13 protein-coding genes and 1 pseudogene are annotated in these 14,791 nt (G+C 73.3%); 3 read left to right on the top strand and 11 right to left on the bottom strand.

What is annotated here, in order from left to right:
- Positions 1–14 precede the first annotated feature (14 nt).
- Together OG338_RS01475 and OG338_RS01470 are read right to left on the bottom strand one after the other, a co-directional pair.
- Positions 15–386, bottom strand: a complete 372-nt coding sequence (locus tag OG338_RS01475) for an SCO4225 family membrane protein (RefSeq protein ID WP_405935579.1) — start codon at positions 384–386, stop codon at positions 15–17.
- Between the two features lie 80 nt (positions 387–466).
- The gene (locus tag OG338_RS01470) at positions 467–1,690 is read right to left on the bottom strand and encodes an MFS transporter (protein ID WP_405935578.1); all 1,224 of its coding nucleotides are present in this window, start codon (positions 1,688–1,690) and stop codon (positions 467–469) included.
- Positions 1,691–1,901: 211 nt separating this feature from the next.
- Here OG338_RS01470 and OG338_RS01465 point away from each other — a divergent pair, with 211 nt between their 5' ends.
- Complete coding sequence (locus tag OG338_RS01465) at positions 1,902–3,116, top strand: ROK family protein (RefSeq protein WP_405935577.1); 1,215 nt, start codon at positions 1,902–1,904, stop codon at positions 3,114–3,116.
- A gap of 15 nt (positions 3,117–3,131) precedes the next feature.
- Here OG338_RS01465 and OG338_RS01460 read toward each other — a convergent pair whose 3' ends face one another.
- The 6 genes from OG338_RS01460 to OG338_RS01435 all read right to left on the bottom strand — a co-directional run bounded on the left by OG338_RS01460 (position 3,132) and on the right by OG338_RS01435 (position 6,805).
- Complete coding sequence (locus OG338_RS01460; RefSeq protein ID WP_405935576.1) at positions 3,132–4,079, bottom strand: phosphotriesterase; 948 nt, start codon at positions 4,077–4,079, stop codon at positions 3,132–3,134.
- Positions 4,073–4,654, bottom strand: a complete 582-nt coding sequence (locus OG338_RS01455) for a DUF4865 family protein (RefSeq protein WP_405935575.1) — start codon at positions 4,652–4,654, stop codon at positions 4,073–4,075. Before OG338_RS01455 ends, OG338_RS01460 begins: the two co-directional genes overlap by 7 nt.
- A gap of 11 nt (positions 4,655–4,665) precedes the next feature.
- The gene (locus tag OG338_RS01450; protein ID WP_405935574.1) at positions 4,666–5,064 is read right to left on the bottom strand and encodes a cupin domain-containing protein; all 399 of its coding nucleotides are present in this window, start codon (positions 5,062–5,064) and stop codon (positions 4,666–4,668) included.
- A 29-nt stretch (positions 5,065–5,093) separates the two neighbouring features.
- Positions 5,094–5,654: a TetR/AcrR family transcriptional regulator gene (locus tag OG338_RS01445; protein WP_405935573.1), complete on the bottom strand. Its 561-nt coding sequence runs from the start codon at positions 5,652–5,654 to the stop codon at positions 5,094–5,096.
- A 104-nt stretch (positions 5,655–5,758) separates the two neighbouring features.
- Positions 5,759–6,277, bottom strand: a complete 519-nt coding sequence (locus OG338_RS01440) for an ATP-binding protein (protein WP_405935572.1) — start codon at positions 6,275–6,277, stop codon at positions 5,759–5,761.
- Positions 6,278–6,463: 186 nt separating this feature from the next.
- Positions 6,464–6,805 (bottom strand): hypothetical protein, encoded by a 342-nt coding sequence (locus tag OG338_RS01435; RefSeq protein WP_405935571.1) that lies wholly within the window; start codon positions 6,803–6,805, stop codon positions 6,464–6,466.
- Positions 6,806–7,032: 227 nt separating this feature from the next.
- Between OG338_RS01435 and OG338_RS01430 the strand changes: the two genes are divergently transcribed.
- A complete protein-coding gene (locus tag OG338_RS01430) occupies positions 7,033–8,169 on the top strand; it encodes a PLP-dependent cysteine synthase family protein (protein WP_405935570.1) in 1,137 nt (378 codons plus the stop codon).
- A gap of 4 nt (positions 8,170–8,173) precedes the next feature.
- Here OG338_RS01430 and OG338_RS01425 read toward each other — a convergent pair whose 3' ends face one another.
- Both OG338_RS01425 and OG338_RS01420 read right to left on the bottom strand, forming a co-directional pair.
- Positions 8,174–8,626, bottom strand: a complete 453-nt coding sequence (locus OG338_RS01425) for an SRPBCC family protein (RefSeq protein WP_405935569.1) — start codon at positions 8,624–8,626, stop codon at positions 8,174–8,176.
- A gap of 225 nt (positions 8,627–8,851) precedes the next feature.
- A complete protein-coding gene (locus OG338_RS01420; RefSeq protein WP_405935568.1) occupies positions 8,852–9,685 on the bottom strand; it encodes a DeoR/GlpR family DNA-binding transcription regulator in 834 nt (277 codons plus the stop codon).
- A 241-nt stretch (positions 9,686–9,926) separates the two neighbouring features.
- Between OG338_RS01420 and OG338_RS01415 the strand changes: the two are divergent.
- A pseudogene (locus OG338_RS01415) lies at positions 9,927–12,217 on the top strand (hypothetical protein); the annotation flags it as partial.
- Here OG338_RS01415 and OG338_RS01410 read toward each other — a convergent pair.
- A complete protein-coding gene (locus OG338_RS01410) occupies positions 12,190–14,613 on the bottom strand; it encodes a right-handed parallel beta-helix repeat-containing protein (RefSeq protein ID WP_405935567.1) in 2,424 nt (807 codons plus the stop codon). The pseudogene OG338_RS01415 and the gene OG338_RS01410 sit on opposite strands and share 28 nt — an antisense overlap.
- Positions 14,614–14,791 lie beyond the last annotated feature (178 nt).

The following is a 14,791-nucleotide window of genomic DNA, read 5'->3' as shown; positions in this document are numbered from 1 at the left end:
GTCAGGCTTCCCGGTCAGGCTTCCCGGGCCCGGACCGTACGGCTCCGGGGAGCGCCGCCGCGTACCAGCCGGACGAACCAGCCCAGCGCCAGCGACTGCACCAGCACGGACACCGTCAGCGCCAGGTACATGAACCAGGCCGGGCCGAAGGACTCCGCCCCCGCCAGCGAGCCGCCGAGCAGGAACAGGAACACGGTCGGCGCCGCCAGCAGGAACAGCCAGACACCGGCGAACGAGGCGTCCTCGTGCGAGACCAGCAGGGTGTCCACGGTGACGAACACGGCGGCCGCGGCGACCGCGCCCAGATAGACCAGGGACGCGGCGTTCCCGAAGGTGAGCCGTGCGAGCGCGCGGACCGTCCGCTGGTCGATGGCCGGCTTGTTCATGGCGGGATCCCCCTTGGATGGCTGTTCCTCCATCGTGCGTGCGGGGAATCGTTCCTGCCTGAGTACCGCTACTCATTCGGTCAGGTGTGGGCCGCCTTGCGGGCCCCGTAGCCCAGGGCCGCCGCCGCACCCGCCAGCACCGCCACCGTGGTCAGGGCCACCGGCAGCGAGAACCAGTCGGCCAGGAAACCGATCGCGGGCGGCCCGAGCAGCATCCCGCCGTAACCGAGCGTCGAGGCCGCCGCGACCCCGCCGGGTCCGGCCAGCTCGCCGGCCCGGCCGACCGCCACCGGGAAGATGTTGGCGAGGCCGATCCCGGTGACCGCGAAGCCGAGCAGGGCCAGCCAGGCGGTCGGGGCGAGCGAGCCCAGGAGCATCCCGGCGGCCGCCGTGGCCCCGCCCGCCACCAGAGTGCGGGTCTGCCCGAGGCGTTCGAGGAGGGCGGTGCCGCTGAGCCGGCCCGCCGTCATGGCCAGGGCGAACAGCGAGTATCCGGCGGCGGCGATCCCGGGCCGGGCGTGCAGGTCCTGTTCCAGGTGCAGGGCGCCCCAGTCGGCCAGCGCGCCTTCCCCGTACGCGGTGCAGAGCGCGATCAGGCCGAACAGCAGCACCACCTTGCGCGCCCGCCCGGACAGCCGCTGCCCGGACCGGCCGGCGGGCGCGGTGTCCGCCCGCTCCGGGACCACGGGCGCCGGGTGCCGCAGCAGGACCGGGCCGGCGAGCGCGGTGACGAGCAGTCCGATTCCGGTCAGGAGGGAGAGGTGCACGGCGGGCGAGAGGCCGGCCGCGACGAGCCCGCCGAGCCCCGCGCCGAGCATCCCGCCGAGGCTGAACGCGGCGTGGAAGCTGGGCATCACGGGCCGGCGCAGGGCGGCGACCAGATCCACCGCCGCGCTGTTCATCGCCACGTTCATCCCGCCGTACGCGGCACCGAAGACCAGCAGCACGAGCCCCAGCGAGAGGGCCGAGTGCGTCTGCGCGGGCAGCGCGATGCTGAGCGAGAGGAGAACACCGCAGGCCACGGTCACCGCGTGGCTGCCGAAGCGGCGGCAGAGCCGGCCGGTCAGCGTCATGGTGATCACGGCACCGGCGGAGACGCCGAGGAGCGCGAGGCCGAGGGTGGCGGCCGAGGCACCGGTCTGGTGCTTGATGGCCGGGATACGGACCACCCAGCCGGCGAAGAGGAAGCCGTCGAGGGCGAAGAACACGGTCAGCGCGGTACGGAGACGGGCCGAGGCGAGCGCGGCGGTGTTGCCGCCGATGTCCCCCGGGAGTGCCGTCCGCAGTTTGTTTAGTTGCGGCACAAACTCAGCATAGGGGTGGCCCGGCGGCCGGTGCAAGACGGATGTCCCGCCCGGCCCGAAGCGCTAGGGCGTGTCCGCAAAGTCCCGTCTGGCCCGCGACGCCTGGCACGCACTCTCGCCGCACCGGCCGACATCCCAAGTACATCCAGTACGAGGGATGTCGGCCACCACGGCGTCAGGGGCACCTCCGGATCATGGGAGACTCGCCCCCATGAACGGCAAGGCGACCACCACCCGGACGAAGTTGGAGAGGGGCCGCAGCGCGCTCGGACCCGCCCTGGAACTGGTCCACACCGGACGCGCGCCCACGCGCGCCGTCCTCACCTCCGAGCTGGGGGTCACCCGCGCCACGGCCGGCGCGGTCGCCGCCGAGCTGGAGGCCCTCGGCCTCATCCGGGTCGACTCCAGCCCCGGTTCGGCGGCGGGCTCGCAGGGCCGGCCCTCGCACCGGCTGGCCGTACGGGAATCCGGCCCGGTCGCCGTCGCCGCCCAGGTGCACGCGGACGGCTTCCGCGCCGCGCTCGTCGGGCTCGGCGGCCGGCTCGTCGCGACCGCACCCGGCTGCGTCACCATCACCGCCGACCCGGCCCAGGTCATCGGAGAGGTCGTGGACCACTGCGCACGGCTGCTCCGGGACAGCGGACTGCGGTGCGTCGGCGCCGGGCTCGCCGTGCCGTCGGCGGTCGCAGAGCCGGAGGGCACCGCCCTCAACCCGCTCCACATCGCCTGGCCCGCCGGCGCCCCGGTCCGTGAGATCTTCGCCACCTGTGTACGCGAAGCGGGCATCGGGGGACCGGCGTTCACCGGCAACGACGTCAACCTCGCCGCGCTCGCCGAACACCGGCACGGCGCCGGGCGCGAGGCCCAGCACCTGCTGTGCGTCGCCACCGGACACCGGGGCGTCGGCGGCGCGCTCGTCCTCGACGGCCGCCTGCACACCGGGAGTTCGGGCCTCGCCCTGGAGGTCGGCCACCTCACCGTCAACCCCGAGGGCCGCCCCTGCCACTGCGGCGGGCGCGGCTGCCTGGACGTCGAGACCGACCCGCTCGCCTTCCTCACCGCCGCCGGGCGCGCCCCGGGCCCCGAGGAGTCGCTGCTCAAGCAGTCCGGGGACCTGCTGCGCAACGAGTACGGGGACCCGGCCGTGCGTACCGCCGCCGAGGAGCTGATCGACCGGCTCGGCCTGGGGCTCGCCGGTCTCGTCAACATCCTCAATCCGGACCGCATCGTCCTCGGCGGACTGCACCGCGCCCTGCTCGACGCCGACCCCGAGCGGCTGCGGGCGGTGGTGACCGACCGCAGCCTGTGGGGCCGCAGCGGAAGCGTCCCGATCCTGCCGTGCACCCTCGACCACAACAGCCTGGTCGGTGCGGCGGAACTGGCCTGGCAGCCGGTCCTGGACGACCCGCTGGGGGCGCTGGCCTGAGGGCTCCCGGCGCGGTCAGGCGCCCGGGGGCCCGTCCGGCGAGGGCCCGCCCCGCGCGGACCCGCTCTCCACCGGCGCCTCGAACGCGAACGCCCGTGCCGGGTTCGCCACCAGCACCGTCTCCATCGCCTCGGCCCCCAGTACCTCCTCAAGCCGGGGCCGCAGCCGGCGCAGCAGGTACGGCATGCCGGGGGTCTCCGGGACCGTCGTGTCACCGCCCAGCATCAACTGCCCGGTGAACCCCGCCCCGGCCAGCTCCGCCAGCTCCTCCGGAAGCCGCCAGTCCGTCGCGTGGTTGGCCCGCGACGGCCCGTCGAACGCCAGGAAGGCGCCTGCCCGAGCCGCCTCCCGCTGCACCGCCCCGTCCGGGGAGCGGCCGAGGTGGCCGAGGACCACCCGGTGCGGCGGCACGCCCAACTCCCCGCACAGCAGCTCCAGGACGTCGAGCGCGGCCGTGCCCAGCTCCAGGTGGACGGCGATCGGCGCACCCGTGCGGTGATGCGCCCCGGCCGCCGCGGTCATGGTGAGCCGGGCGTGCGCGTCGAGTGTGTGGAAGGCGCCGGCCACCTTGATCAGGCCCGCCCGCACCCCGGTGTCGCCGATGCCCTCGGTCACCTCGGCGACGAACAGCGCGGCGAGGTCGTCCCTGATCCGGTCCAGCAGTTCCGGCGGGTAGTGCGCCGCCTGGTGCAGCCCCGTCGCGGCGACCACATGCGTGCCCGTCGCCCGGGACAGCGCGGCCAGCGCACCGGCCTCGCGTCCCATGCCGTGCGGGGTCCACTGCACCACGGCCCGGCCGCCCAGCGCGTGGAAGGCGCGCAGCCGGGCGGCCGCCGGTTCCGGGTCGTCCAGCTCCTGGCCGGGCAGCACCGGGCTGCGTAGGAAGAGGTGGTCGTGTGCGTCGCAGACCCCCAGCTCCCCGGGGGCGATGTCCCCGAGGACGGTACGGACGGCGGCTACCACTGGCGACCCCGCGTGATCCGGTCCTGCTCGGGGCGGCTGAGGTGGAGCACCTGGTAGCGCTCGCCGGGCGCGGCCGGGGTCCCGTGGTCCCAGAGCGTGAAGTGCAGGAGCTCCCAGTGCCGCGGATCGGCCGCCAGCGCCGAGGCGACGGCGCCCGGTGTCTTCGCGAGCCGGCGGTTCTCCTCCAGCGCCGCTTCCACCGCGTCCGCGGGGGAGACCGACGACGGTACGGACGAGCGGTGGCGGGTCGCCGTCCGGGGGAGTGCGGACGACGCGGGCCCCTCCTCGTAAGCGAGCCCGGCCCAGTGCTGCACCACGGGGCGGCCGAAGTCCTGGACTATGCCCTGGAATCCGGGGCCCCAGAGGAAGGAGTTCATGCCCTCGGGCCGGGTCCACAGATAGAACGGCGCGTACTGGTTGACCGGGGAGTCCTCGCCCCGCTCCCGCATCAGATACGCCTTGAGCCCGAGCCCCGGGAAGTCGTCCAGGAGATGACCCCGGGTCGCCACCCGGTGGCGGATGACGCCCATGTCGTAATCGGCGGGCAGGGTGATCTCGTACTGCATGGCATGCATCGAAGGGCTCCTCAGGACGCCGGGTAGCCGGCGACGTGTGCGTCGGTGTGCCAGTGGATGGTGCTGCCGTCCTCGGCGGCCTCGACCACGGCGAGGTGGGTCATGAACGTGCGCGGTGACGCCCCGTGCCAGTGCCATTCGTCCGGCTCGATCCATACGGTGTCGCCGGCCCGGATCGTCTCGACCGGGCCGCCCCTGCGCTGCACCAGGCCCTCGCCCTCGGTGACGTGCAGGACCTGGCCGTGCGGGTGGGTGTGCCACGAGGTGTGGCCGCCCGGCGCGAAGTGCACGCTGAACATCCGCAGCCGGGAGGGCGGTCCGGGGGTGGCGATCACATCGAGCCACACCGTGCCGTTGAAGTGTGCGGAGGGACCCGGCTCGGTGCCGGGGCGGTTCCTGGTGATGCGCATGTGCGGCTGCTCCTGAAGCGGTCGACGGGTCAGGCGGGCGGGGCGAGCAGGCTGAGCAGTCCACGTACGCCCGCGTCGAAGGCGTCCGCCGAACCCGAGGCGCGGGCCAGCACATAGCCGCCCTGCACCGTCGCGACGATCGAGGCGGCGATGTCGTCGGGCACCACGCCGGGGGCGAACTCGCCCCGGTCGACGCCCTCGCGGACGATGCCGGCGAGCCTGTCGCGCAGCCAGCCGATGGTTTCGTCCACCGGCTCCCGCAGCTCGTCGCTCGCGATGATGTCCGGGTCCATGGTCAGCCGCCCCACCGGGCAGCCGCGCAGCACATCGCGCTCGCGCAGCAGATAGGCCGAGATCCGCTCGTACGCCGACCCGGGCGCGCCGAGCACCAGGTCCGCGGCGTCCCGCAGCTCGTCGGCCGTGCGGCGGATGGCGGTGAGGGCCAGATCCGGTTTGCCGGTGAAGTGGTGGTACATGCTGCCCTGGCCCACCCGGGCGTGCTGCTGGATGGCCTTGGGGCTCATGCCCACGTAACCGCGCTCCCACAGGAGCTCCCGGGTGGCTTCGATCAGACGGTCCGGAGTGCTCATGCGGACAGTGTACATACTAGTAGGTACAGAAACGGGGCCGCCGCGCATACGTGAACGGGGCACCCCGCCAAGGGGATGCCCCGCTCCTGTCGTGCCGGCCCCGGTCAGCCCACCACGGCCGACCGCGACGCCGAAGGCGGTGAGCCCTCCAGATGCTTCAGCACGCTCAGGTCGAACGGCCCGTCGGTCGTCGCTCCGTACACCATGCGCGACGGCGGGGCGGGCGGTGCCGGAGCGTGAAGCGTGAACCACACGACCTTCCCCGCGCCGCCCCGGGGGCGCACCCCCCAGCTCTCGCTGACCGCGGCGATCAGTGCGAGCCCGCGCCCCGACGTACTGGAGTCGTCGGCCTCGCGCACGGTCGGCAGCCGTGGATCGTGGTCGTGGACGGACACCGTGAGCCGTTCGAGCAGCAACTCGATCTCGACGGTGCATGACTTGTCCGGCTGCGCGTGCCGGTGGACGTTGGTGAGGAGCTCGGTGACGCCCAGCGCTGTCTGGTCGATCAGAGAATCGAGATGCCAGTAGCGCAGTTGCGCCGAGATGATTCTGCGGACCTGACCGATCCGCGACGGCAGGGCCTGGAGCTCCACCGTGCAGTGCCTGCTTGGCTCGCTGATCACGGCTGCGACTCCCCGAAATAGGTCCGGAAGAAGACGAAGGAACGGATTCAGCACATGGCTCGCTGCTGAGTCCGGGCCGGCGGCCTCGATCGAAGTGTCACCGCCGGTACACCATGAGTGACGTGACTCCAATGTCGCTCAGGGCATACGGCTCCGCAACTCGCGGTGTCCCGCGCCCCACCCGCCTCAGGAGCGGCGCCCGCCCGCGCTGTACAGCGCCTCCAGGAACCGGTGTGAAGGCGCCGTGTCACCGGGTTTGCCGTCCGGCCGCCGCATCGTCAGCCGGTACCGCGTCCCGTTGACCCGCGCCACCGTGGCGTCCGCCCCCGCGAACCACGGTCTGCCCGCGCTCACCGTGCCCACCGGCGCGCTGTCGATCTCCCGCCCGTAACTCGTCAGGAGCGCCACCCGCCCGTCCTTCACGGTCACCTGTCCCGCCCTGGTGACCGAGCGCGCCCACCGGTCGATGCGCACACCGGTCGCACTGAACTCCGTCACACCCGTCGCGCCGAACTCCGTTTCCGACATGGCCCCTTCGCCCCCTTCATCATGCCTCTGAGACGAAGTGTGCCCATCCCGGGGCGTGTGCACCAGAGCGGGACGGTACGTAAACGGCGCATTCGGGCCGTGCGGGGGCACGGTGGCCCGGCCGCGACACCAAGGCACTGCTATGGACCATCAAAGTCAACGTTTGTGCAGGTGGGGGGCATATCGTGGGCCCCGCCGAGACCGGTCGTACGAGGAGACGCGCGCAGATGGACAGCACCGAGCACGGGCACGGCGGCGCAGCCGCGCCGACCGTCGATATCGACCGCTCCGACCCGGCCTACCGAGCCTGGCTCAAGGAGGCCGTCCGCAAGGTCCAGGCCGACGCCAACCGCTCTGCCGACACCCATCTGCTGCTCTTCCCGCTGCCGGAGAGCTGGGGCATCGACCTCTACCTCAAGGACGAGTCGACCCACCCCACCGGCAGCCTGAAACACCGGCTCGCGCGTTCGCTCTTCCTCTACGGGCTCTGCAACGGCTGGATCAGGCCGGGCAAACCGGTCATCGAGGCGTCCAGCGGCTCGACCGCCGTCTCGGAGGCGTACTTCGCCAAACTGATCGGTGTTCCGTTCATCGCCGTGATGCCCCGCACCACCAGCCCGGAGAAGTGCCGGCTCATCGAATTCCACGGCGGGCGCTGCCACTTCGTGGACGACTCGCGCCGGATGTACGAGGAATCGGCGCGGCTCGCCACCGAGACCGGCGGCCACTACATGGACCAGTTCACCTACGCCGAGCGGGCCACCGACTGGCGGGGCAACAACAACATCGCGGAGTCGGTCTACCAGCAACTGCGGCTCGAACGCTATCCCGAGCCCACCTGGATCGTCGCCACCGCCGGCACCGGCGGCACCTCCGCGACCATCGCGCGCTACGTGCACTACATGCAGCACGACACCCGGATCTGCGTGCCCGACCCGGAGAACTCCTGCTTCTTCGACGGCTGGACCCACCACGACCCGCACGCCACCAGCGACTGCGGCTCCCGCATCGAGGGCATCGGCCGGCCCCGGATGGAGCCCAGCTTCGTCCCCGGCGCCATCGACCGCATGATGAAGGTCCCGGACGCGGCGAGCGTCGCCGCCGTGCGCGCCCTGGAACGCGCCATCGGGCGCAAGGCGGGCGGCTCCACCGGAACCGGCCTGTGGAGCGCCTTCAAACTGATCGCCGAGATGGTCGCCCGGGGCGAGCGGGGCAGCGTCGTCACCCTGATCTGCGACCCAGGCGACCGCTACCTCGACAAGTACTACTCCGACACCTGGCTGACCGCGCAGGGCCTCGACATCACCCCGTACACCCGGACCATCGACCGGTTCCTGGCCACCGGCGACTGGCCGGAGGCGTGACACCTCAGCCGTAGCGGCCTGCCGGGAGGTCCAGCATGGCGTCGAGCACCCGCCCGAACACCCGCTTCCCGGCCCCGGCCAGCACCGGGTCCGCCCAGCGCGGCAGCAACCGTACGCTCAGCTCCTCGACCCACACCACATGGGAGCCCGCCCGGTTCGGATACACATCGATCGACGCGCGGCCCCGCACCACCCGGCCGCGCTTCTCCAGCCGGCACATCCCCGCCCGGCTCCCGGCCGGCGGCGACCAGCGGACCACTTCCATCGGATCGTCGAACGCCAGCGGACCCACCCCGGTGCGCGCCACGAACACCGTCCCGACCCGGGTCGGCAGCCCCGTCGGCACCGTGATCACGGTCAACGGCACCTGCGCGGCATGCCGCTCCCAGTCCGTCACCCGGCGCCAGGACTCGGCTGCGGGCAAGGAGGTGAAACGCTCGATCCGGAACACGGCCACACCGAGATCCTAGGGCGTGTCCGCAAAGTCCCGTCGTACGCCCGAAGGGCGTGGCCCGCGGCGTCTGGTGCGTGCTCTCGGCGTGCCGGCCGCAATCCCTCGTACTGGATGTACTTGGGATTTCGGCCGGTGCGGCGAGAGTGCGTGCCAGGCGTCGCGGGCCAGACGGGACTTTGCGGACACGCCCTAGGGCGTGGAGGCCCTGCCGCGAGAGGAGCGGAATGCTCAGCTCTCGGCCGGACCGGCGTCGCCCGCCACCAGCAGCCCCGGCAGATGCTCCTCGATCCGAGCCCGGGCTTCCGCCGGCAGCCCCGCGTCCGTGACGAACGTGCTCACCTCGTCCAGCGAGGCGAACGAGCTGAGACCGACCGTGCCCCACTTGGTGTGGTCGGCGACCACCACCACCCGGCGCGCCGACCGCACGAACCGGCGGTTGGTCTCCGCCTCCGCCAGATTCGGCGTGGACAGCCCCGCCTCCACCGAGATCCCGTGGACCCCGAGGAACAGCACATCGAAGTGCAGCGCCGCGATCGCCCGGTCCGCGACCGGGCCGACCAGCGAATCGGAGGGCGTACGCACCCCGCCGGTGAGGACGACCGTCGCCGCACCCGGCCGGCCGCCCGGAGCGCCGGGCCGCTGCGCCGCGTGGAACACGTCCGCGACCCGCACCGAATTCGTCACGACCGTCAGGTCCGGCACCTCCAGCAGATGCTGGGCCAGCGCATACGTCGTGGTGCCCCCGGACAGGGCGATCGCACTGCCGGGCACCGCCATCGCGGCGGCGGCCCGGGCGATGTCCTCCTTGGCGGTCAGCTCCAGCGTCGACTTCGCCTCGAAACCGGGCTCGTGCGTGCTCGCCTCGACCACCGGCACGGCACCGCCGTGCACCTTCTCGATCACGCCCTGCCGGGCCAGCGCGTCCAGATCCCGGCGGACGGTCATGTCCGAGACGTTCAGCTTCCGGGTCAGCTCGTTGACCCGCACCCCGCCGCGCCGGCGCACCTCGTCAAGGATCAGCGCGCGCCGCTGCTCCGCGAGCAGGTTCTGATTCTCGCTCAACGCCGGGCCTCGCCCTTCCCTCTGGCCGTACCGGAGTCCGTATCGACGGAGTCATCCTGCCACGCCCGGTGTCGCGGACCCCCGCCCGGGGGAGATTCGTCAGTAACGGTGACCGGCCATCAGCCGCCTTCCCCCCTGCGAGAGCGAGACGCACGTGCCCCCTCCCACCCCTGCCCCGCGCAGCCACGGCCCCGCGCTGGAATTACTGGTCCACGGGGTGGGCGGGACCACCCCCCAGGACATGCTGAGCGACCCGCGCACGGTCCGGGTCACCGGCGACGCCACCGCCGCCATCTACCGGCGCTCCGCCGACGTCGACGCCGAACAGCACCCCGAGCGGTACCGCGAGAAACCCATCGCCGAGGCGTACTGCTGGTCCAACCTCACCTCCGGCAACGGCTCCCGCGCGCTGTGGCTGCTGCTGCTCCCCTTCATGGTGATCAACCTCGCCCACTGGATGCGCCCCACCGCCCGGCGCCGCCCCCGCGCGATCCGGCTGTACGGCGTCCTCGTGCGGCTGATCGCGCTCAGCCTCACCGTGCTGCTGACCGCCGCCGCCTGCGAGGTCGCCCTCGACCTCACCGCCTGGCAGTGCGCGGGCGTCGCCGCGTGCTCCGACAAGCGCACCTGGCTCGGCTTCCTCTCCGCCGAGCAGGGCGGCTGGTGGTCCCAGCCCGGCCGCCGCCTGGCCCTGGCCGCACTGGTCCCGGCCGCGCTGGTCGGACTGCTCTGGTTCCTGTCCAACCGCACCTGGAGCGCCTACGAGTCCCAGCGCCCGCTGACCGAGGCGGTCCCGGACGACGACGGGGACGGCCGCGCCCCCGCCGCCGAACCCGTCCGCCCCGCGCCCGGGCAGGCCCTGGGACGGCCCGGATTCTGGTACGGGCGCCGCCTCGTCGCCCGGCTGCGCGCCGCCCACACCGCGGCCGGCTTCCTCACCGTCGCCGCCGCCGTCACCGAGGCCGCTGCCCGCCACGACCGCGCCGGCACCGGACCGGTCGCCCCGCTCCTGGGCCGGCTCATCGAAGCGGCCCTCGCCCTCGGGCTCCTCGTCGTGCTCTGGGTGGTCTGCCGCCGGGGCCGCAGCGAACGGCGCCTCGACAACCGGCTCGACCGGGCCGTCATCACCTGGCTGCCCGGCGCCACGCTGGCCCTCCTCGTCCTCGCCGCCGTCCACGCCGCCTGGTCGCGCCCCGGCTGGACCTCCTCCGGAAGGCTCCCCGGCGACACCACGCTGTTCCGGGCGGTCAGCGTCGCCGAGGGCATCCTGGTGGTCCTCCTCGCGGCGATCTCCCTCTCTCTGTACCGGCGCTGCCCGGAGCCGCGCACCGTCCTGCGCGGCCTCGGCGGACCGGTCGTCGCGATGCTCGCGTGCGCCCTCGGCGGCGTGATGACCGGCGGCGTCGCCCAGCGCGTCGCCGACTGGCTCGACGGACCCGGCAGCCCCGGCATGGGGCGTAGCGCGCTGATAGCGGGACCCCCGGTGCTGCTCAGCTGGCAGGCTTCGGTCATCCCCGTCCTCCTCGCGCTGCTCCTGGTCCCGGGCGCCGTCCTCGGCCTGCGGACCTGGCTGGCGGCCCGGCGGCTGGAACCCGTGGTCGACGCGGAGTACGGCGAACGCTTCCCCGATCCGTCGCGGACCAAGCGGATCGCCCGCATCCGGGCCACGGCCGCGCTCACCGACTCGGCGCCCCGCATGGTGGGGATCGTCTCCGGCGCCACCCTGTTCCTGGGCGCGGGGGCGGTCGCCGGGTCCTGGGCCACCGGCGAGGTCCCCGGACTCGCGCTCGACGACAGCGGCCCGTTCCTCGAATCGGTGGCCGAGGCGGCGCAGTCCACCGGCTCCTGGCTGATCGGCTTCGGCTTCCTCGTCTTCGTCGCCTGCGGCAGGCGCGCCTACCGGGACGCGTCCGCCCGGCGCACGATCGGCATCCTCTGGGACGTCGGTACGTTCTGGCCGCGCGCCGCCCACCCCTTCGCCCCGCCCTGCTACGCGGAGCGCGCCGTGCCCGACCTGACCTCCCGGATGTCCGGCTGGACCGGCCGCACCCGGGGCCGGCTCGTCATCTCCGGCCACTCCCAGGGCAGCGTCCTCGCGGCCTCCGCGGTCTGGCAGCTGCCCGCCCGCACCCGCTCCCGGGTCGCCCTGCTCACCTATGGATCGCCGATCGAACGGCTCTACGCCCGCTGGTTCCCGGCCTACTTCGGGGCCGGGCAGCTGCACGGGCTGCACCGCTCCGTGCACTGTTGGCGCAATCTGTGGCGGGCCACCGACCCCATCGGCGGCGCGATCCGGCTCGGTGAGGAATCCGGTCCCGAGGTCGACCGGGGCCCGCTCAAGGACCCGCTGTTCTACGGACGGACGCCCGAACACCCGCTGCCCGAGCCGGTGCTCGGCCACTCCGACTACCAGGCCGACCCCGTCTTCGCGGAGGAGCGCGCCGCCCTCCTGGAACGGCTCGACCCCGTCCTGCCCCAGCAGGCGGAGCCCGTCGGCGAGGACGTCAGGGCAGTTCCGGGAGGTCCTCCGGATACAGCAGGGTGAGGTCGTCCGTGCTCGGATCGGCGAGCTGGGCGACCCGGCCGGCGTGCCGCTCGACCATCGACTCGAAGGTCTGGCGAGCGGTGCGCCCATTGCCGAAGGCGGGCCCCTTGGGCAGCTCCGTGAAGTATTTCAGCAGCGCCTCACCGGTGCCCGACGCCAGGCTGTACTCGTGCTCCCGCGACTGCTGCTCCACGATCCGCAGCAGCTCGGCCGGCTCGTAGTCGCTGAAGGTGATGGTCCGCGAGAACCGGGACGCGACCCCGGGGTTGACGGTCAGGAACCGCTCCATCTCCTGCGTGTACCCGGCGACGATGACCACCACCGCGTCCCGGTGGTCCTCCATCAGCTTCACCAGCGTGTCGATCGCCTCCCGGCCGAAGTCCCGCCCGGAGTCCTCGGGCGACAGCGCGTACGCCTCGTCCACGAACAGCACCCCGCCGCGCGCCCGGTCGAACGCCTCCTGCGTACGGATCGCGGTCGAGCCGATGTGCTCACCGACCAGGTCGACCCGGGACACCTCGACCAGATGACCCCGTTCCAGCACCCCGAGCGCGGCCAGGATCTCCCCGTACAGCCGGGCCACCGTCGTCTTGCCGGTGCCCGGGGAGCCGGTGAAGACGAGATGGCGGCGGACCGAAGCGGCCTTGAGGCCCGCCGCCCGGCGCCTGCGCCCCACCTCGATCATGTCCGTGAGCGCCCGCACCTCCCGCTTGACGCTGTCCAGGCCGACCAGCGCGTCGAGCTCGCCCAGCACCTCCCCGGAGGTGCGCGCGGGCTCGGCGGGCGGCTCCGGCTCCACGGGGCGCGGCGCGGGGACCGAACCGAGCAGCCCGGGCGAGGTCTGGGTGGCCGTCAGGACCGGGGCCGGCGGGGGAGTGGCGGTGCGCAGCCCGCTCTCGTCGCTCGTGCAGTCCTCCACGACCGGCCCGCTTCCCGTACCGCTCCCGGCGCCGGTGCCCTCCGGGAACTCGTAACCGCCGCGCGCGCACCGCTCGGTGCGGCACCGGGTGAGCGTCGTCCGGCAGCCCTCCATCACATGGAAGCCGTAGCCCTCGCTGCCCGTGACCCGGCAGCCGTTGAACGTCCCCCGGCCCTCGGCGGACACATAGAACCCGGCCTCGGCGGGCGAGGTCACCGTGCACCGCTCGATCACCGGGTCGGCGCCCTTGGTGACGATCACGCCCGTCTGCGCGGCGTCGACGGTGCAGTTGTTCAGCGTGCCCCCGCTGCCGTGGTCCCGGAACCAGGCGCCGGTCGACGCCTCCCGGATGCGGCAGTCGTCCAGCTGCGCGGTCGCCCCGTCGCTGACCGAGACCGCGGTGTTGCGGACCTGGGAGAGATCGCTGTCCACCACATCGGCCCGGGAGCCCCGGTCCAGGACGAACAGGGCGTCCGGCACGTCGTGGACCCGGCAGGAATCCAGTATCACCGTCGCCCCGTCGCTGACCCAGACCGCCGGGTAGTCGCCCGTGCTGTCGTGGATCTCGCACTGGTTGGCGTCCACCCGGGTGCCCGGGTCCCACACCGAGAGCCCGTTGCGGCCGAAGCGGCGCACCGTCGAACGGGTCAGCGTCAGCACCGCCCGCGAACGCAGATCCACCGCGTTCTCCGGGATGTCGTGGATGTCGCAGTCGGCGAGGGTGAGCACCGCGTCGGTGTCCAGCGTGACACCGTCCGCCGAGGTGCGGTGCACCGTGCAGTCGGTGAGATGGGCGGAGGCACGGGCGGTCACCTGGATTCCGGCGCCCTTGATCTCGTACACCTCGCAGCCCAGTGCCTCCAGGCCGCTGCCCTCGCCGGTGACCGACAGGCCCGCGCCCGACGCGTGGTGCACCCGGCAGCGTTCGAGCCGGGGATGCCCGCCGTCGCGCACGGCGACCCCGGACTGCCCGGCCGAGACGATCTCGCACTCCTCGAACACCCCGCCCGCGCCGTCGAGCACGGCGATGCCGACGCCGGCCGGATTGTCGACGGTGCACCGGCGCACGGTGGGCCGGGCCGCGCCGCGCACCTCGACACCGGCCGCCGAGCGGGTCACGATCCGTACGTCCGCTATCTCCGGTGCGCCGTCCTCGACCAGCACCGCCGGGGCTGCCGAGTCCTGCCCCTCCACATGGAGGTCCTGGACGACGGCGGAGGCGCGCAGCGTCAGCGGCACCCCGTCGGCGGGGGCGATGCGCACGGAGCCGACGGAGCCCTCGGGGCCGCGCAGCGTGACCGCGCGGGCGATGACCAGGTTCTCCCGGTAGGTGCCGGGCGCGACGGTGAGCACATCACCGTCCGCCGCCGCTTCGAGCGCCGCGGTGAGGGAGGCGTATTCGCCCGTGCGGCGCCGCCACCGCGATGTGCCGGTGTGCGTCACCTGGACCGTGCCCTGTGCCATGGCGCTGTCGTGCCCCCGCCTCGTGCGTGTGTGATGCCCGGGTCACCGGCCTCGCGGCAGCGACCAGCCGGGGTCCGCCTGCCGGAGAGCGACGGGCGGGCCGGTCCACCGTAGCGCGCGCGGACGCCGGGAGTTGACCCGATGCGCAGGTCCCGCCGCCTGCCCGGACCGTACCCCC

This window comes from Streptomyces sp. NBC_00726 (genome assembly GCF_045161735.1).
Taxonomy (GTDB): domain Bacteria; phylum Actinomycetota; class Actinomycetes; order Streptomycetales; family Streptomycetaceae; genus Streptomyces.
Note: the sequence above shows the minus strand (reverse complement) of the source record. Positions and strands in the feature narration are given on the sequence as shown.

Coding starts and splice junctions, on each gene's coding strand:
- OG338_RS01465 (WP_405935577.1), top strand. CDS start 1,902: ATGAACGGCAAGGCGACCACCACCCGGACGAAGTTGGAGAGGGGCCGC.
- OG338_RS01410 (WP_405935567.1), bottom strand. CDS start 14,613: ATGGCACAGGGCACGGTCCAGGTGACGCACACCGGCACATCGCGGTGG.
- OG338_RS01450 (WP_405935574.1), bottom strand. CDS start 5,064: ATGCGCATCACCAGGAACCGCCCCGGCACCGAGCCGGGTCCCTCCGCA.
- OG338_RS01445 (WP_405935573.1), bottom strand. CDS start 5,654: ATGAGCACTCCGGACCGTCTGATCGAAGCCACCCGGGAGCTCCTGTGG.
- OG338_RS01455 (WP_405935575.1), bottom strand. CDS start 4,654: ATGCATGCCATGCAGTACGAGATCACCCTGCCCGCCGATTACGACATG.
- OG338_RS01435 (WP_405935571.1), bottom strand. CDS start 6,805: ATGTCGGAAACGGAGTTCGGCGCGACGGGTGTGACGGAGTTCAGTGCG.
- OG338_RS01430 (WP_405935570.1), top strand. CDS start 7,033: ATGGACAGCACCGAGCACGGGCACGGCGGCGCAGCCGCGCCGACCGTC.
- OG338_RS01475 (WP_405935579.1), bottom strand. CDS start 386: ATGAACAAGCCGGCCATCGACCAGCGGACGGTCCGCGCGCTCGCACGG.